This window comes from Streptomyces sp. Edi2 (genome assembly GCF_040253635.1).
Lineage (GTDB): Bacteria > Actinomycetota > Actinomycetes > Streptomycetales > Streptomycetaceae > Streptomyces.
The window spans coordinates 3,031,112-3,055,446 of record NZ_JBEJGX010000003.1 but is presented as its reverse complement, the minus strand read 5'-3'; the positions used below and the strand labels follow the sequence as shown (position 1 = coordinate 3,055,446).

16 protein-coding genes are annotated in these 24,335 nt (G+C 69.7%); 6 read left to right on the top strand and 10 right to left on the bottom strand.

The annotated features are described in order from the left end of the window. Positions 1–45 precede the first annotated feature (45 nt). The 7 genes from ABR737_RS16845 to ABR737_RS16815 form a co-directional block, all read right to left on the bottom strand. Entirely contained in the window at positions 46–633 is a 588-nt protein-coding gene (locus tag ABR737_RS16845; protein ID WP_350250986.1) for a cytochrome b, read from the bottom strand. Continuing rightward, positions 623–1,849 carry a catalase family peroxidase gene (locus ABR737_RS16840; RefSeq protein ID WP_350250985.1) on the bottom strand — a complete coding sequence of 409 codons (1,227 nt, stop codon included), beginning with the start codon at positions 1,847–1,849 and terminating at the stop codon, positions 623–625. Before ABR737_RS16840 ends, ABR737_RS16845 begins: the two co-directional genes overlap by 11 nt. A gap of 116 nt (positions 1,850–1,965) precedes the next feature. Next, entirely contained in the window at positions 1,966–3,324 is a 1,359-nt protein-coding gene (locus ABR737_RS16835; protein ID WP_350250984.1) for an FAD-binding monooxygenase, read from the bottom strand. Positions 3,325–3,522: 198 nt separating this feature from the next. Next, positions 3,523–5,517 carry an aldehyde dehydrogenase family protein gene (locus ABR737_RS16830; protein ID WP_350250983.1) on the bottom strand — a complete coding sequence of 665 codons (1,995 nt, stop codon included), beginning with the start codon at positions 5,515–5,517 and terminating at the stop codon, positions 3,523–3,525. 446 nt (positions 5,518–5,963) lie between these two features. Beyond that, the gene (locus ABR737_RS16825; protein WP_350250982.1) at positions 5,964–7,532 is read right to left on the bottom strand and encodes an MFS transporter; all 1,569 of its coding nucleotides are present in this window, start codon (positions 7,530–7,532) and stop codon (positions 5,964–5,966) included. Positions 7,533–8,078: 546 nt separating this feature from the next. Then, positions 8,079–9,071: a DUF8189 domain-containing protein gene (locus ABR737_RS16820; protein WP_350250981.1), complete on the bottom strand. Its 993-nt coding sequence runs from the start codon at positions 9,069–9,071 to the stop codon at positions 8,079–8,081. Between the two features lie 1,325 nt (positions 9,072–10,396). Next, positions 10,397–11,818, bottom strand: coding sequence for an amino acid permease (locus ABR737_RS16815; RefSeq protein WP_350250980.1), 1,422 nt, complete (start codon positions 11,816–11,818; stop codon positions 10,397–10,399). Between the two features lie 649 nt (positions 11,819–12,467). Here ABR737_RS16815 and ABR737_RS16810 point away from each other — a divergent pair. Beyond that, a complete protein-coding gene (locus ABR737_RS16810) occupies positions 12,468–13,967 on the top strand; it encodes a SulP family inorganic anion transporter (RefSeq protein ID WP_350250979.1) in 1,500 nt (499 codons plus the stop codon). Between the two features lie 94 nt (positions 13,968–14,061). Here ABR737_RS16810 and ABR737_RS16805 read toward each other — a convergent pair whose 3' ends face one another. Beyond that, a complete protein-coding gene (locus tag ABR737_RS16805; protein WP_350256810.1) occupies positions 14,062–14,583 on the bottom strand; it encodes a MarR family winged helix-turn-helix transcriptional regulator in 522 nt (173 codons plus the stop codon). Positions 14,584–14,767: 184 nt separating this feature from the next. On the opposite strand from ABR737_RS16805, the gene ABR737_RS16800 reads away from it, so the two are divergent. Together ABR737_RS16800 and ABR737_RS16795 are read left to right on the top strand one after the other, a co-directional pair. Then, a complete protein-coding gene (locus tag ABR737_RS16800) occupies positions 14,768–16,462 on the top strand; it encodes a chloride channel protein (RefSeq protein WP_350256809.1) in 1,695 nt (564 codons plus the stop codon). Positions 16,463–16,570: 108 nt separating this feature from the next. After that, positions 16,571–17,782, top strand: a complete 1,212-nt coding sequence (locus tag ABR737_RS16795) for an FAD-dependent monooxygenase (RefSeq protein ID WP_350250978.1) — start codon at positions 16,571–16,573, stop codon at positions 17,780–17,782. Between the two features lie 67 nt (positions 17,783–17,849). Here ABR737_RS16795 and ABR737_RS16790 read toward each other — a convergent pair whose 3' ends face one another. Further along, on the bottom strand, positions 17,850–18,830 hold the full coding sequence (locus tag ABR737_RS16790; RefSeq protein ID WP_350250977.1) for a winged helix-turn-helix domain-containing protein: 981 nt from the start codon (positions 18,828–18,830) through the stop codon (positions 17,850–17,852). Between the two features lie 58 nt (positions 18,831–18,888). Here ABR737_RS16790 and ABR737_RS16785 point away from each other — a divergent pair, with 58 nt between their 5' ends. Beyond that, positions 18,889–20,169, top strand: coding sequence for an MFS transporter (locus ABR737_RS16785; protein WP_350250976.1), 1,281 nt, complete (start codon positions 18,889–18,891; stop codon positions 20,167–20,169). A gap of 56 nt (positions 20,170–20,225) precedes the next feature. Here ABR737_RS16785 and ABR737_RS16780 read toward each other — a convergent pair whose 3' ends face one another. Then, positions 20,226–21,284 (bottom strand): PucR family transcriptional regulator, encoded by a 1,059-nt coding sequence (locus tag ABR737_RS16780; RefSeq protein WP_350250975.1) that lies wholly within the window; start codon positions 21,282–21,284, stop codon positions 20,226–20,228. 259 nt (positions 21,285–21,543) lie between these two features. Between ABR737_RS16780 and ABR737_RS16775 the strand changes: the two genes are divergently transcribed. Next, positions 21,544–22,152 carry a hypothetical protein gene (locus ABR737_RS16775; protein WP_350250974.1) on the top strand — a complete coding sequence of 203 codons (609 nt, stop codon included), beginning with the start codon at positions 21,544–21,546 and terminating at the stop codon, positions 22,150–22,152. A gap of 59 nt (positions 22,153–22,211) precedes the next feature. Then, a complete protein-coding gene (locus ABR737_RS16770; protein WP_350250973.1) occupies positions 22,212–24,287 on the top strand; it encodes a flotillin family protein in 2,076 nt (691 codons plus the stop codon). The last annotated feature ends 48 nt before the right edge of the window (positions 24,288–24,335 follow it).

The window sequence follows — 24,335 nt, the reverse complement described above, 5'->3', positions numbered from 1 at the left end:
ACGGCCCGTCCACAGGGGGACTGGCACACCGGCGGGCCGCCAGGACTACTGCCGCGGTGACCTACGAGAGTGTGCCGCCGGCTTGGGCCGAAGACGGAAGGTCATGCGGTGCAGTACGCGGTTCCTGACCACGAGCGTGTTCCACAGAACTCCGGCGAGGTGCGCGAGGAAGAGAGCGTAGAGGACGTACGCGGCGACCTCGTGGGCGCGGAGCAGGCCGGCGAACAGCGTGATGTTCATCGGCGCGAGGGCCGGCAGGTGCCAGGAACCGAACAAGACGACCGGCTGTCCGGAGGCGGAGACCAGCGCCCAGCCGAACAACGGCTGGAGCAGCAACAAGAGGTAGATGAGCCGCTCGGAGTACAGGGCGACCAGCCGTTCGAGCCTGGGCATGCCGGTCGGCAAGGGCGGCGGGGTGTGGGTCAGCCGCCAGCCGATCCGTACCAGGACCAGGACCAGGATCGCGAAACCGAGTGGTTCGTGGAGGGTGACCAGCAGGGGGAAGTCGCTGACGGAGGTGACCATGAACACGCCGATGAACAGCATGGCGAGTACCAGAATCGCCATGGTCCAGTGCAGGACCCGGGCGGTGAGGGTGTACGTCGTCCCGGGATCCGCCGACTCAGTGGTCATGTCCGGCCTCGACTTCCTGAACGTCGACCTTGCTGGGTTGCTGTGCCTCGCGGGTCCTGCGCCGGTAGGACTGGGCGTAGACGGCCGATCGCGCGGTGAGCAGCGGATCGTCGGACGGACTGATGCCCTGCGGAAGAATGAGTGGGTCGAAGTTGATGTCCCGCGCGTTTCCCGCCTCCTCGGTCTGCAGGGCGTCGATGGTCAGCGTGCCGACGTCGATCTGGGGCCGGCCGGCGGGCCAGGGCACGGTGGCGTCATGGGTGGGGTCGCCGGGCGCGCCGAGCGTGATCATCAGGTGCCAGCGCACGGGGCCGGACCGTACGCGCTCGATCAGCGCGTTGAACAGGTAGTCATGGTCGGCTTGCGGGGCCTTCGGGCCGGGACGGGAGGGTTCCTCGGGTACCAGGCTCCAGCGGACCGGGATCGACTTGCCCGCCTGGTTGGTGAAGTAGAAGGCGTTGAGGCCGCGGAAGGTGCTGTTGGAGAAGTCGCCGGCCGGCGGCGTCTTCTTGACCAGCGCCATCGCGCGTGCGGTCTTGGGGTATGCGGCGAGGAACGCGGCGACCTTCACCGGATCGGGTTGCCCGGTCGCGGGCACGGGCGCGGTGGCGAGCTGCCGGTCGTAGAAGCCCTGCGGCACGCTGTCGGGGAAGACGGGCAGGTTGATCATCGCGGTGCGCCACTGCTCGCCATTGCTCAGGTGGAAGAGCACCGCGAAGCCCCGGGCGGTGGCGTTCGCGTCGGCGACCGCGGGCAGGCCGCCGGACAGGGAGAAGCGCGCGGTCACCGGCGTCGAGCCCGAGGCGAATACGGCGGCGCTCGACAGCTTGACGCCCGCCCCGTTGCTGACGAAGGTCCCTGATGCACTCACGCCCTTGGCGTGGTTGCGGCGGAAGCCGTCGTGCACCCCGGACAGCTGCTCGAACCGGTCGGTGAACTTCGCCGGCGTCAGGCGGTCGGACGGCAGTCGGTCCCCGGCCCAGGCGTATGCCCCCGCGCCGGCCGCGGTGATCCCCGCGATCGCGGCCGCCCCCAGGACCGTGCGCCGGGTCGGCATCTCGCGGCGCGACCGCGGTTTTGGCCGCGTCGGTTCGGGCGGGCCCGTCTGATCGTGATCCTTCACGTGTTCCTCCTTGTGACGGTTGGCGGGAGGCATACGGTCGTCGACCGTCGCGGTGTTGAAGCGGAGAACGGTCGCGTCGGGCGGTGCGGTCATCAGGGACGGCCTGACCGAGGCGTCGGCCACCCGTCGCCCCGTGGTCGACCGCACCAACCCCTGCGGCACAACGGCATGTGCGGGCGGCCGGTTGCGGCAGGTACAGATCAACGGCGCTACACGGCAAGCACGTCGGGCCGCCGGGGCGGACGTACTTCGTCTTCTTCTCGGCTGTTCAGCCACCCGGCTGTGACGCGGGCGACGATCTCCGGGGTCATGAGCGCGGAGGGGTCGTCCAGCATGTTGGTCACGCGCAGGAAGGCGGTGACGAGTTCCGCGTCGTGGTGTGCGGCCACGCGGTACCGCGTGAGGTATGCGGAGAACTGCTTCGTCCGAGCGGTGCGTGTCCCTTCGGCCTCGGGGAACCGGAGATCGCCGCCCGCGACGACTCCCCACGGAGTGTCCAGGAGCTTCGCCGCCGCGTTGAGGAACCGGCGGCCCAGCTCCTCACGTGTTTCCGCCAGCAGATCCTTCAGGAGGAGCCCTTGCAGGGCGGCGGTCGTCATCCCTTGACCGTAGACGGGGTTGAAACTGCAGATCGCGTCGCCGAGGACAAGGTAGCCCTCGGGCAGACGGTCCATTTCCTCGTAGTGCCTGCGGATGCTCGCCGGGTGGTGCATTTTCACGGGTTCGGCCAGCGGTGTCGCCGTCCGGATGATGTCCGCGTAGTCCTGGGTGGCCAGCGTGCCGGCGTAAGCGAGCATGCCGTCGTGATCGGTGGGGGCCTGGGTGCCCAGGTACCCGCCCAGCATGATCACGACGCGGCCGGCCTCCTGTACCAGCGCGAACCCGCTGCGCGGTGTGCCGGGGTAAGCGGCACACGCCGTCCCCATGCGTCCGTCGAAATGGTGGGGTTCGTGCCGGTAGACCTGCGACATATACGTGGCCCGTACGCGAATGTACTCCTCGCGCGGGCGCAGGTATCCGAGGTCTTCGAGCCACGCGGGGCTCCGGGAACCGCGGCCCGTGGCATCCACGACCAGGTCCGCATCCGCATCCGCGACCGCTTCCGTAGCGCCCGGTGCCCGGTCGCGCAGCCGCACTCCCGTGATCCGGCGCCGGTCTGCTGTGGCGGTGAGGGCGAGTACGTCGCATCGGTCGACGATCGTCACGCCAGAAAGGCTCGCCACGTGGGTGCGTACGACGTGTTCGATGAGAGGACGGCTGGCCGCTGCGCCGATCAGACCCGACGCACCGGGCTTGAGCAGAAGTCCGTCCTGGTACCAGTGGAGGTCCGACTGCAGGTCACCGAAGCGCGCTCCGGCCCCGGCCAAGTCGTCGGAGAAACCGGGGAAGAGCTGCTCCAGGACTTCCGTGCCTCGCGCCAGAAGACCGTGGATCTGACGGCTCTGGGGAACACCGCGCCGCGCGGCAGGAGAGCGGGGCAGTTCGTCCCGGTCGATGACGGTGACCCGCTCGAAGGCCTCACTGAGCGCCCGTGCGGCCAGGAGACCCGATATCGATCCCCCGATCACGATGGCATGACTATGACCATGACCATGACCATGACCATGACGATGACGATGATGTGAGTCCACTGGCTGCTCCTTGTTCACGACGCGACCGGCGGCCGCCGTTGACGGCCGGATCCCAGGACGGGGAAACGGCCACGGGGCGACGGCGCGGACCGCGCGGACGGCCGCCGCGCGCCGCCGGGCCACCGCTCCGTCACCTCAGCTCAGCGGCTTGTCCAGCACCGCCTTGAGGTGGCTGAACGTTTCGATGGAGTACTCACCGTGGTAGCGGCCGATGCCACTCTCGCCCACCCCGCCGAACGGCAGCTCGGGGACGGACAGGTGGGAGATGGTCAGGCCGAAGACCAGGCCGCCGGAGGACGTCTCCCGGGTCAGCCGCTGCTTGGTCTGCTCCGAGGTGGTGAAGGCGTACAGCGCGAGCGGCTTGTCCCGCTCGTTGATGAAGGCGATCGCCGCGTCGAGGTCGGGCACGGCGATGATCGGCAGAACCGGCCCGAAGATCTCCGCCGCCATCACCGGTGCATCGGGGGAGACGTCGGCGAGGACGGTGGGCGCGATGTAGCGCGCGGCCCGGTTGTGCCCGCCGCCGGTGACCAGGCGGCCGTCGCCCAGCAGCGCGGTGAGCCGGTCGCAGTGGCGCTCGTTGATGACCTGGCCGTACTGGGAGCTGGCCGCCGGGTCCGGGCCGTACAACGCCTCGACGGCGGAGGTCAGTTCGGCTTCCAGTGTGGCGGCGGTGTCGCCGATCGCGAGGATGTAGTCAGGGGCCACGCAGGTCTGGCCGGCGTTCTGGAACTTGCCGCGGGCGATCCGCTGCGCGGTGACCGCAAGGTCGGCGCCCGGCTCGACCACCGCGGGGCTCTTGCCGCCGAGTTCGAGGGTGACCGGGGTGAGGTGCTTGGCGGCAGCCGCCATGACGATCCGTCCGACCGTGCCGTTGCCGGTGTAGAAGATGTGGTCGAATCGCTGCTCCAGCAGCGCGGTGGTCTCCGGCACGGCGCCCTCGACCACGGCGACGGTCTCCCGGTCGAGGTAGCGCGGCAGCAGTCGGGCCAGTGCCGCCGAGGTCGCCGGGGCCAGCTCGCTGGGCTTGAGCAGCACGGTGTTGCCGGCCGCCAGGGCGCCCACCATCGAGGCCAGGGCGAGGTGCAGCGGGTAGTTCCACGGCGCGATGAGCAGCACCACGCCGAGCGGGTCGCGGACCACCCGGGCCTCGGCGGGCTCGAAGGTGGCCGGGACGGCGGCGGGGCGCGGGGCCAGCCACTCCTCCAGGTGCGCCACCGTGTGGTCCACCTCGTTCAGCAGGAACCTGACCTCGCCGTAGGCCTCGGTCTCGTTCTTGCCCAGGTCGGCGTGGAGCGCGGCCACGAGCTCCGTGGACTGCTCGGTGAGCAGCGTGCGCAGGGCGCCCAGCTGGGCCAGTCGCCAGGCCAGCGGCCTGGTCCGCCCGGTGTCGAAGGTGTCGCGCAGCCGCGTCACCACCTCGGCCGGGTCTGTGGCGGCGGCCCGGACCAGCAGCTGGGCCAGCTCGGCGGAGGAGCCGGGGTTCTGGCCGGTGTAGAGGTTGCGGTCGACGACGGTGTGCGGGGTGAACGGCGCGGCTGCCACGAAGTCGGCGCCGAGCTCGACCAGGCGGTCCTGGAGCAGCCAGTGGGCCTTGTCCGCGAGGCCGGCAGCGGCCTCCTCGGCGTTGCTGAAGGCAGTCATCCGGTAGCCGGCGAACAGCCAACTCCCGTCCTCGTGGCGGGCGGTGAGCAGCGCGGCGCCTGCGTGGCAGACCACGCCCAGCGGCCGGCCCGACTCCAGGGTGCGGGTGAGGATCCGGCCGGAGTCCTCGTCCACCGCGAGGTCCTCCATCGAGCCGTGGCCGCCGGGGTAGAACACCAGGTCGTAGTCGTCCGGGTCGACCTCCGCCAGCTTGGCCGGATGCGCCAGCGCCTCGCTGATGCTCTCCAGGTACGTGGCGAGGCGGTTGGCCCGGGGCCGGCCGCCGTTGACGGCGGCGCTCAGGCTGTCCTGGTCGACCGGGGCGGCGACACCGCCGGGGGTGGCGACGGTGATCCGGTAGCCCGCCTCGCTGAAGATCCGGTGCGGCTCGGCGAGTTCCTCGGCCCAGAAGCCGGTGGGGTGCGCGGTGCCGTTGGCCAGGGTCCAGTGGGTGGCGCCGGTGACGACGAACAGAACGGAAGTCATGAGTGGTGCTCCAGATTTGGCAGTGATTGAGGTCCGGCCCGCGGGAGGCGGAGCGGGCCGGAGGGCTCGCATTCCCGGATGGTTGAGACGGCGCGCTGACGGGGCGCCGAAACGGCGATGAGGGCGCGATCGAGATCGCACGCGGCCCACAGGGAGTCAGGACGTTTACCTCGCCGCGCAATGCAGCAGACGAACTGAGGGACCGTGAGTGAACTTAAAGCTCAGTCGTCCACCAATTCCTGGTTGAACTGGCCTGGTCCGGATGGCCCAAAGCCATTTGCAGGCGAGAGGTGAGCTGGAATGCGGAATCGGCAGTCTCGTGAACCGTAGGCAAACCTGTGCGGGTTTTGGATGTGCTGATCCCACATTCCCTGGCCCCGGTGATGTGCGTTTCCCCTTCTTGGAGCCTGCCGGGTGGCTCCGGCAGTGACCGTCACGAGGGCTCCCTACTGTCCACCGGCGGCCATGTCGGGCAACCTTTCGCACCTCGGGGGCACCGCTGGGGGCTTTCCGGCAGGACGCAAGGCAGTGGCCAGCAGGACTGCTCCGGAGAGTGCGATCAGCATGGCCCAGACCGCGCTGACGTGCATGGCGTGGAGGAACGCGTCATCGGCGGCGTGTGCCAGGGCGGGCTGGTGGATCGCGGCGGCAGTGTGCCGGGCCTGTTCCGCGGAGACCCGCGCCTGGTCCTGCACCGGACCGGCGTACTCATGCAGGGAGCCTTCGATCGCATGCCGGTAAGTGATCGACATGATCGTGCCGCCTACCGCGATTCCGAGCAGGCTGCCGGACTGCCGCGCGGTGTTCATCACGGCCGATCCGGCGCCGGCCCGTTCCAACGGCAGGGCGCTCATGATTCCCCCCGTCACCGGACCGATCACCATGCCGATCGACAGGCCCTGGATCGTGTAGGCGATCTCGTTGTAGATCAGCGGGGTGTGCAGCCCGAAGAGCACGTTGCAGCCCATTGCCAGCCCCGCCGTGGTCAGCGCCGTCGCGGTGACCACGCGGAGCGTCCAGCGGCGGGCCAGCCGGACGCCGAGCGGCGCTCCGACAATCGTCCCGAGCGCGTTCGGGGCGAACGCCAGGCCCGCTTGCAGCGGCGAGAAGTCGCGTGCGCCCTGCAGGTAGAAGGCGCCGTAGAAGCTGGCGGCGGTCATGGCAAGCATCAGCAGCCCGAGCGCCACGTTGGCGAGGCCGAACATGCGCTGGGCGAGCAGCCGGGGGTCGAAGCTGGGCTGCCGGTGGCGCAGTTCGACGAGCACGAAGCCGGCCAGCAGGGCCACTCCGACGGCGATCGTGCCCCAGACCGACACCGGCTTCCAGGAGGCCACCTGCCCCGCGTGGATCAGCCCGTAGGCCAGGAAGGCGAGCCCGCTGATCGACAGCAGCAGCCCGGCAGGGTCCAGCGGGCGCGGGGTGGGGCTGCGGAAGTTCGGGACCAGCGTGACGATTCCCACCAGCGACAGCACCGCGATCGGGATGTTGACCAGGAAGATCGAGCCCCACCAGAAGTGGCTGAGGAGGACGCCGGCCAGCAGCGGGCCCGCGGCGACTCCGACACCGGCGGACGCCGAGGAGATGCCGACCGCGCTCGCCCGGGCGGGACCGCTGAAGGTCCACATGAGGAGGGCCATCTGCGCGGGCATGATCAGCGCGCTCCCCATGCCCATCGCGGCCCGAGCGGCGATCAGTTGGCCGGCGTCGCCCGCGTACGCCGCCCACACCGAGGCGACGGCGAAGACCGCCATCCCGGTGGCGAGCACGTTCCGGTGCCCGAAACGATCGCCCAGGGCGCCGGAGGTGAACATCAAGGTGGCGAAGACCAAGGTGTACGAGCCGGTGGCCCACTGCAGCTGGGCGGGGCTGGCACCCAGTCCGCGGACCGGATCGGCGAGGGTCTCGAAGGCGGTGGTGAGGATGGTGTTGTCCAGCCAGATCAGCAGCGAGGACAACAGGAGTACGGCGAGGATCAACTGCTGTCTGGACTTCGGCAGCGGTGGAGGCGTCGTCATGGGAATCTTCAATCCGATCGTCAAGAACCTGACGATCCCTGAGGAGGGCTGAGCAGGGGATCCCCGCCGATGCGGTCGGGTCGTTGAGAGGCGGCAAGCTCCCGGCAAGCCGCCGACGAGATGCCCGGTCGTCTCGAACTGGAGGGCCTGATCGAACGGCGCCCGAATCCGGACCGTCTGCGCAGTCACCGGATCCGGGCGGGCGCGCCTGGCTGAAGCTCGCACCGCCGTCGACCGCTACTGTCGCCGCGGGTGGTCCGCCCCCTCTTGACGGGCTCGGTCCTGCTCGATGGCGGCCGTCGGCCACGGGCTCGAACTCGCCGGGCGTCTCCTGCCACTGGCTGCTGGTGCGGATCCGCCGGACCACCCCTTCGAACTGATCCGCAGCCGCCCGGGGCACGGCCGGTACTCGCCTGTCGGCAGGAACGGCTCGATCAACTTCCGCTGTGCGTTGCCGAGTTGCCTGCTTGCCGTGATCGTCTTCCTACCGGATCCCCCTTCCCGAGGGACCCGGATCGGCAAGATTGATCACGGCATCACACGGGCCTAGTTCACTCGCTTGTACAGCGGGATGTCATGGCCGATCTGTGTGGCAGCCGTGATGGCAAGGTAGATGGAGGTCCGGGCGACCGATGCCCACAGGGAGGGGGCGTGGGTGGTGAGCTGCGCGCCGTGGAGTGGGTGCCAGTCGTATGTGGTTCGGCCGGCCTCGATCGTCGTCACCCAGGGGTAGTTGTCCTCACCCCGTACCGCGACCATGATGGTGTCGCGGAGGGTTCCGCCGGCGGCGACAGCGGGCCGCGAGTGGGTGACGGCGCCGCCGACCTGCGTCCAGCGGTTGTCCCACACCTGGCTGTCCGTGTAGTAGTTCTGCCGGTAGATGTGGTTGTCGGTGCCGCGGTAGAAGACGGCGATGTTCTCCCGGCCCGGACCGTAGGCCACGGCCGCCGGTGAGGAGTCGGTCGTCGCGTTCCCCGGCACGGCTTCGTTGAGGTGTGTCCAGCCCGTCGGTGCCGCCGAGCGGTACAGGCTCCGCACGATTTGGTGGCGGTTGTTCGTGTAGAACACCGACAACTCGTCGCCGCTGCTGACCACCGTGGGGGTACCGAGGGCGTTTGACTGCGGAACTCCGGTCCAACTGGTCCACCGATTGTTGCTGCTGTCGATCAGTGTGGCGTAGTACAGGCGGCTGTCGGTGCCGCGGATGAAGACCATCACCCGGCCGTTGTGTGCGACTACGGCGGGCGCGTCGTTCGTCCGCCAATCGCCGGGAATGGGCTGCATGGGACTGGCCCCACCCGGCGTCCACCAGATCCTGTTGTCCTCGCCCCGCATCACGGAGCCGGTGTCGATCCCGACGGGTGTGTCGGGCGTGCGCGCGTGGGGGTCGTTGAGAATCTGCCAGTCGCCTTCGGTCGCGGCTGCCGGCTGCATTCCCATGGGGCCCAGGATCGTGAGGGCCGCCAGCAGGGCCGCGATGGCCGCCTTGCGTGGTTTCCCTGTCCGCGTGGGTCGTGCCAGGCCCCGGGTCGTCGCCATCGGTTTCTCCTTCTGTGGTGTGCGCTCTTCTGCGCACGCGTGTTGTTCGGGGGTGGGTGGCGGTGGGAAGGTCCACGGCCCGTACCCCCGTGCCCCGTGCGGCGGTTGGCGGGTATGCGCCGTTCCGTCGTCGCCCTGATATTGCACATGTCGACTTCGACATGTCAATGTTTACTTGTGGGGGAGGGTGCGTGCATGGGAGTGCAGGGGGCGCTACTTGTGATCGGGGTCTCGCTCGGCCGGGACGGGCCGGGCCGGACCGGCCCGCGCGCCTGCCCGGCCCGGCATCCCGGGGGCTGTCCGTCGCCGGTGTGCCGGTCACCGGTCCGGACCGTCCCTGGCATCTGGGCACCGTGCGGGGAAGCGGGCCAGTGACCTGCATGTTTGCGTTCGGAGGCAGGCCACGTCCCCAGACTTCCGGCGCTTTCGGGACAGGAGGCTCGCTAGCTGCGCGCCCGAGGTCGGCCAGGCGGTAGCCGGATGGCGCATACGGATCCGTCGGCATGTACGGAGACGGGGCCGCCCCACTTCTTGTCCAGCCGGAAGGCGTGGTCGGTGCCGGCGTAGGTGTCCCCGAGAAGTTCTTGGCCGATGTCTTGGGCGCTGCCGCCGTCGGCGTGCTCGAAGCTGTCGGAAAACTTCGGGAAGTTTTCGGGAGGGCCGGCCGCCGGGAGCCGTTCAAAACCGGCGTCAGCCGGACTGGCGCCCTCGCCGCCGGGAGCCATCCTGGCCCTGCCGAAGCCGCCACGCCGCGTCCACTGAACTGCTTCTGACCAGCAAAAAAGCCCTCCGCCAGGGAGGGCTGGGTGCAGTACGGGCGATGGCGCCCCCGGCAGGACTCGAACCTGCGGCCAAGTGCTTAGAAGGCACCTGGTGGATGGAGAAAGGGGGAGCCTCTGACCTGCACTAATGCCGTGTAGGGCTGATCGAGGGCCCAAATTTCCGGGGAATTTCGGGACGGACATGCCAACCGGCCTGCCCACGCCTGGGGCTCATGCTGGCGGACTGTGTGGTCCTCCAGCATGAGCCCCGCTGACGACGTATCCGCGCGCGTATTGCTGGCGGATGAACCAGCGTCCGGCCCACCGACATGGCCCCGGACGCCTAGAAGGCCGATGACAGTCGAACACCCACCGGACCTGTACGAACTCGGTGCGGAGCATGCCGCGGGCCTGGTGTTCGGCGCCGACAGTGGACCGCAAGGTTATCGCGGTGATCGGTCCGGTCTCCGGCTCGACGGCGAGGCGGGCTTCGCGCCCGTCCTGCCTCCGGTATCGGGTCTTGTACACATGCCGGCTTCGGGATCGACGGCGGAGATCATCGATTCACCCGGTCGCCTCGGGCAGGGCCTCGGCTTGGACCTCGGCCTGGGCCTCGACGTCCTCGATGCCGTCCGGGCGTCCGGCGCGGACCCACCGGAGGTAGAGGGCCCCGGCGATGAGGAGGGTGGCGGCGAGGGAGAGCATCGGCCAGCCGCGGAGCAGGTTCACCGCCAGGGTGAACGCGACGGCGGCTGCGGCGAGGGCGTTGACCCAGGCCAGGGTCGGCTTCTTCTCCGCGCGGGCGAAGCGGGCCATTGCCACGAGGCCGACCAGGAAGCTGACGAAGACGGCGACCGCGTAGAACAGGACCAGTTCCTGCTCCTCGCCCGCTGCGGCCACGATGATCACGGCGGCGGCGATCAAGTACGCGACGACGGACCAGTACGGGGTGTGGTGCCTGTTCGTGCGGCCGAGGACCGGCGGCAGGACCCCGGGAGCGCCTGCCGTTCCGGCCAGGGCCTTGAGCAGGCCGGGGCCCGCCTGGAAGGAGGAACTGGCGGCGGCGAGCAGGAGCAGGGAACTGGTCAGCTGGAACGCCCCGTACAGCCAGCCGGGTCCGGTGGCGGAGCGCGCGATGTCGGCGATCTGGGTGGACTCGGCGGCCGGGATGCCGATGTGCAGGTGCAGTGCGAGGGCGGTGAGCGCGAGCGTCAGGCCGCCGACGATGACCAACAGCAGGGCGAGGGTGCCGCGGCCGAAGCGGCGTCGGTGGGTGTCGTCGAGCTGGCCGAGCTGGGCGATCGCAGTGGAGGGTGCTTCGACGCCGGTGGCCAGGGCCATCGCGACGGGGAAGGCGAGCACGACGGCCAGCGCGGCAGGTCGTCCGGCGTCGGTACTGGCCGGGGCGTGGCCCACCTCGTGCGGGCTGACGAAGCCGAGGACCAGGACGGCGACGGAGACCACGACGAACAGCACGGTCATCGCCGCGAACAGCAGGCGGCCGCCGTGCCCGAACCAGGTCAGCCCGGCCACCAGCACGAGCAGCCCCAGGGCCAGAGGGACGCGTGCCCCGGCGAGCCCGGGGAAGAGGGCGATGGCCGCGCTGGCCGCTGCCGAGATGGAGATACCGATGGTCAGGACGAAGTCGACCACCAGTGCGCCGATGGGCAGGAACGTCCAGCGCGGCCCGAATGCCCGCCCGGCCGCGGCGGCCGCGCCACCGCCCTTGGGGAAGCGGCGCACCAGCTGCCAGTAGTTCGCGGTCACCACGACGACGAGGCCGACCACCAAGGACATGGTGGGCAGCAGCAGCGCCAAGTCACCGTGGAGCGCACGCAGGGCCGCTTCGATGGCGTAGGCGACGGAGGAGACCGGATCCGCGATCACCGCGAAGGCGAAGGCGATGAACAGCACCGACGTGCGGGGTCCCCGGCTGGAGCGCACCGGCGGTATGGCCGCGGACACGGCGGCCTTGGGGAGAGTCATGTGCGGGAGAGCCTTTCATGGCCGACGAAGCGGAGAAACGCACTGCATGCCGACCAGACTTCCCGGCTCACCTGGCGTTAACGATACGTCAGCGGACCGCTATGAAGGCGCTAAGGAGGCGTCAAGATCAAGCGTTCGACCGCGCCGTCCCATGGAGGCTGGGATGCCTTCGATGACCCGGTCGGCTTTGCGAGACACACCGACTACTCACCGTGTCGACCGCCATCTCGCCTGTGCGAGGTCCATCCAGCCGGTGACCGGTGCGCGGCCCGATGCGCGATGCGTCTCGGTAGAATCGCTGGACGGTGGATGTGTGGGTGGCTCCCTGCCGTGCTCCGTCCCTCGTTCCATGGCGCGGGATAACCTCCCGCGGCCGCCAGCCGTGTCGGGGCCGACGACGCCCCCGACGAAGACCGAAGACCGATGTCAGTAGGGGAGAGCGGGCGCATGCCCATCGTGCCCGGCGCCGCTGCTTGCCCGCCGTGACCCCTCGCCCTTGAGCAGCGGCCGAACCGAGTGGGGCGTACGCCGCGCCCAGTCATTTCGCCCGGCGTTCGCCGGCTTCGTGGATTGCCGTCCCGGCCTTCCGCCCTCTCCCGCACGTCCCTATGGCCGGGGCGGGCCCGACCACGACAGGTTTCGCTTCCCCTTGTCTTCTTACGCACCGTCCCCCGTCGCGCGGCTGCGCGGCTTCCGCCCGCCATGGCTGTCCCCGAAGGTGTTCCGTACGGAGGTGCTGGCCGGCCTGGTCGTCGGCCTGGCGCTGATCCCCGAGGCGATCTCCTTCTCGGTCATCGCCGGGGTCGATCCCAAGGTGGGGTTGTTCGCGGCCTGCACCATGGCCATGGTGATCGCCCTTGTTGGCGGCCGCCCCGCGATGATCTCGGCTTCCACCGGTGCGGTGGCTCTGGTCGTGGCGCCCGTGGTCCGCGAGCACGGCCTCGGCTACCTGATCGCGACCGTCATCCTGGCCGGTGTCTTCCAGATCGTCCTCGGCGCGCTGGGTGTGGCCACACTGATGCGGTTCGTGCCGCGCTCGGTGATGGTCGGCTTCGTCAACGCCCTGGGGATCCTGCTGTTCACGGCCCAGATACCCAACCTGCTCGATGTGCCGTGGGCGGTGTATCCGCTGGTCGCCGCAGGGCTCGCCCTGATGGTGTTCTTCCCGCGGCTCACCAAGGCCGTGCCCGCGCCGTTGGTCTCCATCGTCATCCTCACCGTCGTCACCGTCGCGGCCGGAATCGTCGTCCCCACCGTCGGTGACAAGGGCAAGCTGCCTTCCTCTCTGCCCGTGCCCGGACTGCCGGACGTCCCGTTCAGCCTCCACACCCTGACCGTCATCGCGCCCTACGCGCTGGCGATGGCCCTGGTCGGGCTGATGGAGTCGTTGATGACCGCCAAGCTGGTGGACGAGATGACCGACACCCGCTCCAACAAGACCCGCGAGTCCATCGGTCAGGGCATCGCCAACATCGTCACCGGCTTCTTCGGCGGCATGGGCGGCTGCGCGATGATCGGCCAGACGATGATCAACGTCAAGAACGGGGCCCGCACCCGGCTGTCCACCTTCCTCGCCGGGTTCTTCCTGCTCATCCTCTGCATCGTCCTCGGCCCGATCGTCTCCAAGATCCCCATGGCCGCACTGGTCGCCGTGATGATCCTCGTCTCGGTCGGCACGTTCGACTGGCACTCCATCAAGCCCGCCACCCTCAAGCGGCTGCCGATAGGCGAGACCACCGTCATGGCGATCACCGTCGCCGTCGTGGTCGCCACCGAAAACCTCTCCATCGGCGTGGTCGTCGGCAGCCTCACCGCCATGGTCATCTTCGCCCGCCGCGTCGCGCACCTCGCCCACGTCACCGCGGTCACCGACCCCGACGGCACCCAGGTTGTCTACTCCGTCACCGGTGAACTCTTCTTCGCCTCCGTAGGCGACCTGGTCACCCAGTTCCATTACGCCGGCGACCCGGAGAAGGTCGTCATCGACCTTTCCTCCGCCCACATCTGGGACGCCTCGTCCGTCGCCGCACTGGACGCCATCGAGAGCAAGTACGCACAACGCGGCAAGAAGGTCGAGATCGTCGGTCTGAACGAGTCCAGCGCCCAGCTCCACAAGACGCTCAGCGGCGGACTCACCGGCAGTCACTGACCGGACCCGCCGACTTCGGTGGGCACCAGGGGCGACCGTCCCCGGGTGGCCATCGTTTCTCCCGCAGGCGGGAGAGCTGCCGTATCTGCCCAGGTCAGAGGGGGGGAGTGTCGGTCCAGCCCAAGGGGTAGGCGTCGTGGCCTGCGGGCGGTACGGCCGGTTCGCCGGCCGCCGCGGTGAAGGCGGTGAGCGCTTCGACCAGCGCCTGGCCCTGGGCGGGGTCCATGCGGCCGACGATCGCAGCGATCTCCTCCCGGCGCCGGGCCGTGACCTCCTCGACGATGCGGCGCCCGTCCTCCGTCAGCTGGATCAGGGTTTCCCGCCGGTTGTCCGGGTTGGCGTGCCGGCTGGCGAAGTCCGCGCCGATCAGCCGGTCGATCATGCGCATCGCGGTGGAGGGGTTGACCCCGAGGAGTTCGGCCACCGTGGACAGGTTGGTGGCGCCGTGTACGGACAGCACGACCAGCAGGCGGAACTGGGGCAACGTGACCTTGTCCTCGGCCGCGGTCAGCGAGCGTGCGGACACGCCGACCAGCACCCTGGAGGCGGTCAGCACCGCCCGGGTCACCGCATCGACGTCGCCCATGTCCGGTGAGCTCCCCTCGCGCTCGATCATGCTCATTTCTACCTCGCTCGGGAGCGCACTTGACAACGTTTGCATAATGCAAAATGAGCGAGGAGAGGAAAATATGAGTGGGATAGATGCGGCGGCTCCTGCCGCTCCCGTCATGGATCCGTCGGCCGTCGAAGCGCGCCCGGTATCGACCGGCGCCCGATTTCGTAACGCACCGTGGGGCCTGTTGGTGCTCGCGGTGACGGTCGGTGCCGGTGCCGGGCTCGGCTCGATCGCCTTCCGCTGGCTGATCGTGACCTTCACCCACCTCTTCTCCGGCCACGGCGACTACGCGGGCGCGGGTGGCAGCGCGAACCCGCACGTGCCGTGGCTGGGCCCGTTCTTCGTGCTGCTGGCCCCCGTCGTCGGCGGGCTGCTGTACGGGCCGCTGGTCGACCGGTTCGCCAAGGAGGCCCGCGGCCATGGCGTGCCGGAGGTGATGCTCGCGGTCGCCCAGCGCGGTGGCCGGATCAATCCCCAGGTCTCCATCGTCAAGGCGCTCGCCTCGGCCCTGTGCATCGGCTCGGGCGGTTCCGTCGGTCGTGAAGGCCCCATCGTCCAGATCGGCTCCGCCCTCGGCTCCACCCTGGGGCGGGTGGTGAAGGTCTCCGCGGACCGGATGCGGCTGCTCGTGGCCTGCGGCGCCGCGGGCGGTATCGCGGCCACCTTCAACGCCCCGCTGGCCGGTGTGTTCTTCTCCATGGAGCTGATCCTGGGCGCGTTCAGCGTCGAGGCGTTCGGCGCCACCGTGCTCTCCAGCGTCACCGCAAGCGTCATCGGCCGGGCCGCCTTCGGCGACACGGCCTTCCTGACCCTGCCGCCCTTCCACGTCGAACACCTCGGCCAGTACGGCCTGTTCGCCGTGCTCGGGGTGCTTGCGGGAGCCGTCGGCGTCGGCTTCACCCGGATCCTGTACTGGATCGAGGACGCCTGCGACTGGGCCTGGCGCGGCCCCGAATGGCTGCGCCCGGCTGCCGGTGGCCTGCTCCTCGGCCTCGTCCTGCTGGTGCTGCCCGAGATGTACGGGGTCGGCTACCCCGTACTGGAGGAGGCCGCCCACGGCGGGTACGTCGCCGGATTCCTGCTGCTCCTGCTCGTCGGCAAGATCCTTGCCACCAGCCTGACCATCGGCATCGGCGGCTCCGGCGGCGTCTTCGCCCCCAGCCTCTTCATCGGCGCCATGCTCGGCGCCGCGTACGGTGCCACCACCCACCACCTGATGCCCGGTACCGCAGGTGCCGTCGGTGCCTACGCGCTGGTCGGTATGGGTGCCGTCTTCGCCGGGGCCTCACGGGCCCCCATCACGGCCGTCGTCATCCTCTTCGAACTCACCGGCCAGTACTCGATCATCCTGCCGCTGATGCTCGCCATCGTCCTGGCCACCCTCACCAGCCGACTTCTCTCCCACGACACCATCTACACCCTCAAGCTCCGCCGCCGGGGCATCGACCTGAACGCACCGGCCCCCGGAGCCAAACTCGGCACGCAGATCGTGGGATCGGTCATGGAGGGGGCTCCCGCACCGCTGCCGGCTGCCACCGAGCTCTCGGAAGCGGGAGACCTCGTGCGCCTGTCCGATCACGGTGCGCTACCCGTCGTCGACGCCGAAGGTCGCTATCTGGGCACACTCACGGCCCGCGCCGTGGCCGAGGCGCTCGCCGAACGCCCCGACGTCGACACCACACCGCCGGCCGTCGCTGGGGACCTCGCCGAAACGACTCCACCCGTCACCGCCGACATGCCGCTGTCCACCGCCCTGCACGTCCTGGTCGCCGCACCCGGTACCGGACTGCCCGTCCTCGACCCGGACAAGGACCACCTCCTGGGCTGGCTCACCCACCAAAGCGCCCTGCGCGTGCTCCACACACCCGCCACCACCTGACCTGAGCCGACGCAGCACCTGCAGCACGCACGGTGGAGACCGCACCAGCTCTCTCGCAAGACACCGGCACTTTTCGCCGGTGCCCGATGAAAGCAAAGGTCGTTCCGCATGAAGGCAGTCATCTGCGGTGCCGGGATCGCCGGCCTCGCCCTCGCTCAGCGCCTGGACACCCTCGGCTGGGAGGTCGTGGTGCTGGAGAAGGCGTCCGGCCCCCGCACTCAGGGATACATGATCGACTTTTTCGGACCCGGCTATGACGCCGTCGATGCCATGGGTGTCCTGCCCCGGCTGCAACAGCTCGCCTACCCGGTCGAGGAAGCCGCCTCCGTCGACGACAACGGGCACACCCGCGCCCGGCTGACGTATGCGCAGTTCGGCCGGGCGGTACGGGGCCGATTGCTGAGCCTCATGCGGCCCGACCTCGAACAGGCCCTTCGCGAGAGCCTCTCCGAGCGGGTCGACCTGCGCTTCGCCACCAGCATCCGGCACATCGACAACCACGCCACCGGCGTATGCCTGACCCTCACGGACGGCAGCACCCTCACCGCCGATCTGCTCGTCGGAGCCGATGGCATCCACTCCACCGTGCGCTCCATGGTCCACGGTGATGAGGCACGCTGCCTGCGCTATCTCGGCTTTCACACTGCCGCGTTCGTCTTCGATGCTCCGGACGTTCACGCCCAGGTGCGGGACCGGTTCTGCCTCACCGACACGCTCGGCCGGCAGATGGGCTTCTACGGCCTGCGCGACGGCAGGGTGGCCGCCTTCGCCGTACACCGCACCCCCGACCCAACCCTGCCCACCGATGTCCGCTCCGCGCTCCTACGGGAGTACGCCGGGCTCGGCTGGGTCGTGCCTCGGGCACTGGAGCAGTGCCCACCCGCTGACTGCGTCTACTACGACCAGGTCGCCCAGATCGACCTGCCGCACTGGAGCCGTAGCCGGGTCACGCTCGTGGGCGACGCCTGCCAGGCCGTTTCCCTCCTCGCCGGACAAGGCGCGTCCCTGGGCATCGCCGGCGCCTACGTCCTGGCCGAACAACTCCACCGCAGCGACTCGGTCGAAGCCGCACTGGACCACTACGAACGCATCTGGCGGCCGGTGGTCGCCGACAAACAGCGCACTGCACGCAAGGCCGCCCGGTGGTTCGTCCCGGACGCCGCCTGGCAACTGCACCTCCGACGCGGCATCTTGAAGGCCGCGGGCCTGCCCGGCATCAACCGCTACATCGGGGTGGCCCTCGCCGGGAAGCCCACCGCCGTTGTCACCGAACTCAACGCCGCCGAACCGCAGCCCGGCAGCACCAACCGCCTGCCGTGAGTCGCGCAGAAGACCGGGGGAGTCCCCTGGACACCCGGCCCGGTGGCCTGGCGTCCCGCCTCCGCGCTCAAGATTCACGCTGTCCGGCGAGCAGATCACCGGACTCGGTGCGCCGGTAGACCACCCGTCGGCCGACTCTGGTCCCGGCGATGAGGTCGGCGTCGCGCAGTACTCCCAGATGGCCGCCGATGGTGCCGAGTGACCGGTTGAGGTGTGCGGCCAGTTCGCTGCTGGTCGCGGGGTGTTCGAGGGCGCGGAGAATGGCGGCCCGGCCGGTGCCGATGAGTTGTTCCAGGGCGTGGTGTGGCCGAGAGCGGTCGGTCGTCGCGGCGTATCCGCGGGCCGGGTAGACCTGTGCGTACTTGTCCGGCGGGGCGGCGCACAGCCAGGTGCCGCTGGCGACGCTCACCGGTACGAACAGCATTCCCTCGTCGCCGACGACGCGGTCGGGACCGGGTCGGTTGCCGAAGCGGATGGCGTCGGTGCCGACCCAGGCGCTGCGGCGGCTCATGTGCGCAAGGGCGCGGGGCCAGCCGTAGGCGGCCAGCAGTCCGGCCCGGTAGGTGACATCGCGTTCGAGCAGGGCCCGGCGGCGCGGCCAGTCAGGAGAGATATGGGTGTCCCATACGCGCCGGAGCAGGTCGGCCGTTCTGGCTCCCCACTCGTGTCCGTCCAGCCAGCTCAGATCATGTCGCTTCCAGCTGTGGGAGACGGACTTCGCCAGGCCGGCACGCACCTCCTCGTCGGGCACGCGAGCGACCTTCTCCAGCTCGCTGGTGAGGGTGGTGCGCATGCCGCCGCTGGGCGGCATCGCCACGAACTCGGGCAGCCATTTGGTCGATCCGAACAGCGTGACCAGGCCCTTGGCGAAGGGGTCCGTGTCGAGAGTGGCGGCGAAGGCGGGATGGTGGCGACCGTGCCAGCGAGCCAGCCACGGGTCGGAGCACGGCTTGCCGAGCACGATCATCGAACCCAGCGTCTCCGCGAGCGGTGACAGCGCGAACCGCGACCGCGACAAGGCCATCGGACTCAACCGCAGCAGCACCATCTTTCGCCTCCCACCGAAACAGTACTGATCGCCCGGACACTCACGAAGACTTCGGCCGGTGCGCTCACACCTCCTGACACAGGCAGACTTCCGCCGACTCTTCACCGGGCAACTGGTGACCCTCCTCGGCAGCTCGATGGCACCCGTGGCGCTGACCTTTGCGGTCCTGGACGCCTCGGGCAGCACCAGCGATCTCGGTATCGTCCTCGCCGCCCGCATGCTGCCGCTGCTCGCCTTTCTCCTCGTCGGCGGAGCCACCGCCGACCGCTTGCCCCGCCGGACGGTACTGGCGGCGACGAACCTGGGCTCGGCACTCACCCAAGGCTGCGTCGCCGGGCTGCTGCTGACCGGCCACTACGCGCTGCTTCCCGTAGCCGTACTGGAATTCCTCAACGGCACCCTCGCCGCGTTCACCACTCCGGCGCTGCGCGGTGTCGTACCCCAGCTCGTCGACAAGGCCCGGCTCCGCCAGGCGAACGCGCTGCTGGGAGTGGTGCGCAACGCCACGAAGATCCTGGGGCCCAGCCTGTCCGGCGTACTCGTCGTGGTGACCGGAAGCGGGCCGGCCATCGCCTTTGACGCGTTCACCTACCTCCTCGCGGCGGGCTGCCTCGCCCGCCTGCCCCTCACCACCGGAGCGGCCACGACCCGGCCAACACCCCTGCTGACCAGCATCCGCGAGGGCTGGACCGAGTTCCGCCGCATCCGCTGGGTGTGGCTGGGAACCCTGTCCTTCTGCGCCATCAACCTGGTACAGACCGGCACCTGGCAAATCCTCGGGCCGGCACTCACCCGGCAGATCGACGGAGAGGCGACATGGGGATTCGTGCTCAGCGTCCGCGGCATCGGCCTGCTGGTCATGAGTGCGCTGATGTACCGACTGGTGGTCAGACATCTGCTCCGGCTGGGACAGCTGATGAGCGCGCTCGGCGCGCTGCCCCTGCTCGTACTCGGCACACACCTGAACACCCCCTGGCTGCTCACCGGTGCCTTCGTCGCCGGACTGGGCTTCGCCGCATCAGGCATCGGCTGGGACACCTCACTCCAGGAACACGTTCCCGCGCGTGTGCTGTCCCGCGTCTCGTCCTACAACGACCTGCTGTCCTACCTCACCGTCCCTGTCGGCCAACTGTGTGTCGGCCCCCTGGCCCGGGTGTTCGGCCCCTCCCGGGTCACCCTGACCGCGGGAATCGTCTCCGCCGTCGCGGCCGTGATTCCGCTGGCTTTCAAAGCCGTGCGCCGACTGCCGCATGCCCAGTCGGCCGGCCACGTCGCCCTCGCCCCTCGCACAGCTGACCCGTGTCCGTCCGGCAGCTCTCCCGAACCGGCTGGTGAATAAGTGTGTGCCGCCTTTCGGCTACTCCCGGCGGCGCTTCGGGGGCGGCGCCATGGCATTCACGGCGCCTTGGCCGGCCAGTCGAGCAGCCGGGCACCGATCACCGCGGTCTGGAGCATGTAGCGGTGGTCGGGGTCGGCGGGGTTGGCGCCGGTCAGGGTGTGGATGCGTTCCAGGCGGTAGGTCAGGGCGCGCACGCTGAGGGAGAGACGGCGGGCGGCTTCGGCGGCGATGCAGCCGGAGTTGAAGTAGGCGGTGAGGGTGTCCAGCAGGGGCTGGGGTCCGCCGCGGGCGGCGGTGAGTGGGCCGAGTGCGCTGTGGACCAGGTCGGCCATGGCCTGCCGGTCGCGGGTGAGGACGGGATAGACGAGCAGGTCGGCGGCGCGCAGCACCGGGTCGTCGAGCTCCATGCGGTCGGCGAGGTCCAGGGTGTTGAGGGCCTCCTCGTACGACTGGACGACGCCGCCGGGGCCCGGCTGGGGGCGGCCGATGGCGACCCGGCCGCCGTCCGTGGCCGCGTACGCCTGTTTGGCGAAGTGGAGGAGGATCTCGTCCTGGTCGCCGGGCGCGATGCACAGCATGCGCCCGCCCTTGGTGGTCAGCAGAATGCTGCGGTCGCCGAACCGGGCGATGAGGGACCGCTCGACCCGGCGCAGCACCGCGTCACCCTCGTCGTACGCGGCCGGTCCCTGGGCCACGGCGACCGCGTGGGCGTGGGAGAGGCGCAAGCCGAAGCGTTCGGCGCGCTCGGCGAGGCGGCCGAGGTCGCTTCGGCCGTAGAGGAGGTCGTCGATGAACTCGCGGCGGGCGGCTTCCTCCTGGCGTACGGCCAGGTGCTGGGCGCGCTCGTAGCCCTCGGCGAAGGCGTCGATGGCCTGCTGCACGGCGGCGAGCACGCTGTCCGTCGAGGTGGGGTAGGCGGGCCAGGCGGTGCGGGTGGCGGTGAGGTGCCCGTTGACCAGGGAGCGGAGACCGAGTCCGGCTTCGGCGGCCTGTTCTCCGAGAGCGCGGCGGGAGGTGATCTCGTCGCGGCTCAGTCGGCGGCCGGTGGATGAGACGTCGGCCAGGATCTGCGCGTAGCCCGCCAGATAGTCCTCAGGTATCTCGCACTCCGCCACAGTTCCCCCGGTTTCTTGACGCGCCGGTGACGCCTTCTTAGCGGCAACCTGGCATGAAGACCCTAATGAAGACTGCCGGAAACCGGCAATGCGGGTGGGGTGCGGGTGGGGGCAGGATGGTCGTGGGGGAGCACAGGGGACGGTCCCGATGCCGGATACCGGCAGGTAGGGGGTGTCGCGGGCCGTCTCCCCTGGCTGCCGCACGGGGCGGGGCACAGCGCGGGCACGGACCGGAACAGGACGATCGGGGAGGGCGGGCATGGGGACGTTTCTTATGGCTGCCGCCGGCTTTCCCACCCTCGTGTTCACGGCCGCTCTGGGCGTGGTTGTGGCCTTCTGGCTGCTGGTCGCCGTTGGCGTGACCACGCCCGACGCTTTTGACTCGGACGCGGACCTCGATGCCTGGGGGATGGGCGGGGTGCCGGTCGTGGTCGCGTTCTCCCTTCTGACGGCGGTGGCCTGGTTGGTGAGTCTGGCCGGGACCTTGCTGCTGGATCCGGTCGTTGCGCCGGGCATGGGCCGGGCGCTGGTCCGCGTTGCTGTTCTGGCGGCAGCGCTGCTGGGCGCGTGGCGTGTGACAGGGGTTCTGGTAGGACCACTGCGCCGCCTCTTCCCTGACGAACCCGGGCCGCCCCGAGCCAACTTCACCGGGTTGACCCGCACCCTTCGCACCGGACAGGTGGACGCGGGCCTCCGCCGGGCCGAGGTCGCCGACCAGGACGGATCCGCGATCCGGGTGCGCCAGGCGGGCGCCGAACCCCTGACGTACGGCGTCCCCGGGCTGTTGTACGCCTACGACGACACCGGCGAGCACTTCCGGGCCGCGCCCTACGTCGCGGCGCTAGCCCCGCGCGGCCACGCCGCCTGACTCCAGGACCGGCGCGCCCCTTCACACTTCCGCTTCCTCACGCTTCAAGGACGTCTCTCATGGATCCCCTCACCGTGGGCATCGGTGCGCTCATAGCCGTTGTCCTGCTCGCCGCCGTCGGCATGCTGCTGGTCTTCTCCCGCCTGTTCCGCAAGGTGGAGCAGGGCAAGGCACTGATCGTCTCGAAGATGCGGAAGGTCGATGTGACCTTCACCGGGCAGGTCGTACTGCCGGTGCTGCACAAGGCCGAGGTGATGGACATCTCGGTGAAGGCCATCGAGATCACGCGGGCCGGCAAGGACGGGCTGATCTGCCGGGACAACATCCGTGCGGACATCCGCATTTCGTTCTTCGTGAAGGTCAACAAGACCGTCGAGGACGTCATCAAGGTCGCCCAGGCCGTCGGTACGCAGCGGGCCAGCGACCAGCGCACGTTGCAGGAGCTGTTCCACGCGAAGTTCTCCGAGGCGCTCAAGACGGTTGGCAAGCAGCTGGACTTCACCGACCTGTACACCAAGCGCGAGGAGCTGCGGTACAAGATCATCGAGCTCATCGGTGTCGACCTGAACGGTTACCACCTGGAGGACGCGGCGATCGACTACCTGGAGCAGACGCCGCTCAGCCAGCTCGACCCTCACAACGTCCTCGACGCCCAGGGCATCCGGAAGATCACCGAGCTGACCACGGTGGAGCACGTACGCACCAACGAGTTCCAGCGCACCGAGGAGAAGGAGATCACCCGGCAGAACGTCGACGCCCGCGAGGCCATCCTCGAACTGCAGCGCCGGCAGGCGGACGCCGAGATCAAGCAGAAGCGCGAGATCGACACCTCACGGGCCCGCGAGGAGGCCGAGACGGCACGGGTGGTGGAGGAGGAGCGGCTGCGGGCGCAGGGCGCGTTCCTGCGCACCGAGGAGCAGCTGGGGGTGCAGCGCGAGAACCAGGAGCGGGAGGTCGCGGTCGCCGCGAAGAACCGCGAGCGGGTCATCGCCGTCGAGAACGAGCGCATCGAGAAGGACCGCCTGCTGGAGGTCATCGCCCGGGAGCGGGAGACGCAACTGACCCGGATTTCCGCCGAGAAGGAGGTCGAGGCGGAGAAGCGGGAGATCGCCGAGGTCATCCGGGAGCGGGTGGCGGTGGACCGTACGGTCGCCGAGCAGGAGGAGTCCATCAAGAAGCTGCGGGCTGTGGAGGAGGCTGAGCGCGGTCGGCAGGCAGTGATCATCGCCGCCGAGGCGGAGGCGCAGGAGAAGCTGGTCAAGGACATCAAGGCCGCGGAGGCCGCCGAGCAGGCCGCCACCCACCGGGCCGCAGAGGAACTGACGCTGGCCGAGGCCCGGTTGAAGTCCGCCGATCTCGACGCGCGCGCCAAGGTACGGCTCGCCGAGGGCATCCAGGCCGAGTCGGCGGCGGAAGGGCTCGCGGCCGTACAGGTCCGCGACAAGGAGGCCGAGGTCGTCGAGAAGGCGGGCCGCGCCGAGGCGGAGGCCGCCGAGGCACGGCTGCGCGCCGAGGCCGAGGGCGTGCGGGCGAAGGCCCTGGCCGAGGCCACGGCGATCGGCGAGAAGCTCAAGGCGGAGGCGGCGGGCCTCACGGAGAAGGCCGCCGCGATGGCCGCGCTGGACGAGGCGTCCCGCGGTCACGAGGAGTACCGGCTGCGCATCCAGGCCGAGAAGGAGATCCGCCTGGCCGGACTCGACGTCCAGCGCCAGGTCGCCGAGGCCCAGGCCACGGTCATCGCGACCGGTCTGGAGAACGCCGACATCAACATCGTCGGCGGGGAGTCGGTCTTCTTCGACCGGCTGGTGTCCTCGATCGCGCTCGGCAAGGGCGTCGACGGCTTCGTCCAGCACTCCGAGACCGCGCAGGCCCTGGCGAAGCCCTGGCTGGACGGCTCGGCGAGCTTCACCGACGACATCGCCCGGATCCTCGGCTCGGTGTCGACGGCGGACGTACAGAACCTGACCGTCTCCGCGCTGCTGATGAAGCTGATGAAGACCGGAGACGGAGCCAACGCCGGTCAGCTGCGGCAACTGATGGACAAGGCCGGCGAACTGGGCCTGGCCGACCTACCTCTGACCGCCCTCAACGGCGGCAACAGCACCCACGAAGCCAACGGCACCGTCAAGGCTTGATCACCCGCGTCGACCGGAGCTGCCGCACAGGGGACGGCAGCTCCGGTC

What these genes read in the sequence shown, in the direction of transcription:
- ABR737_RS16770 (WP_350250973.1), top strand. Translation starts at nt 22,212, where the DNA reads ATGGATCCCCTCACCGTGGGCATCGGTGCGCTCATAGCCGTTGTCCTG.
- ABR737_RS16795 (WP_350250978.1), top strand. Translation starts at nt 16,571, where the DNA reads ATGAAGGCAGTCATCTGCGGTGCCGGGATCGCCGGCCTCGCCCTCGCT.
- ABR737_RS16815 (WP_350250980.1), bottom strand. Translation starts at nt 11,818, where the DNA reads ATGACTCTCCCCAAGGCCGCCGTGTCCGCGGCCATACCGCCGGTGCGC.
- ABR737_RS16820 (WP_350250981.1), bottom strand. Translation starts at nt 9,071, where the DNA reads ATGGCGACGACCCGGGGCCTGGCACGACCCACGCGGACAGGGAAACCA.
- ABR737_RS16825 (WP_350250982.1), bottom strand. Translation starts at nt 7,532, where the DNA reads ATGACGACGCCTCCACCGCTGCCGAAGTCCAGACAGCAGTTGATCCTC.
- ABR737_RS16840 (WP_350250985.1), bottom strand. Translation starts at nt 1,849, where the DNA reads ATGACCGCACCGCCCGACGCGACCGTTCTCCGCTTCAACACCGCGACG.
- ABR737_RS16805 (WP_350256810.1), bottom strand. Translation starts at nt 14,583, where the DNA reads ATGATCGAGCGCGAGGGGAGCTCACCGGACATGGGCGACGTCGATGCG.
- ABR737_RS16775 (WP_350250974.1), top strand. Translation starts at nt 21,544, where the DNA reads ATGGGGACGTTTCTTATGGCTGCCGCCGGCTTTCCCACCCTCGTGTTC.
- ABR737_RS16845 (WP_350250986.1), bottom strand. Translation starts at nt 633, where the DNA reads ATGACCACTGAGTCGGCGGATCCCGGGACGACGTACACCCTCACCGCC.
- ABR737_RS16790 (WP_350250977.1), bottom strand. Translation starts at nt 18,830, where the DNA reads ATGGTGCTGCTGCGGTTGAGTCCGATGGCCTTGTCGCGGTCGCGGTTC.
- ABR737_RS16830 (WP_350250983.1), bottom strand. Translation starts at nt 5,517, where the DNA reads ATGACTTCCGTTCTGTTCGTCGTCACCGGCGCCACCCACTGGACCCTG.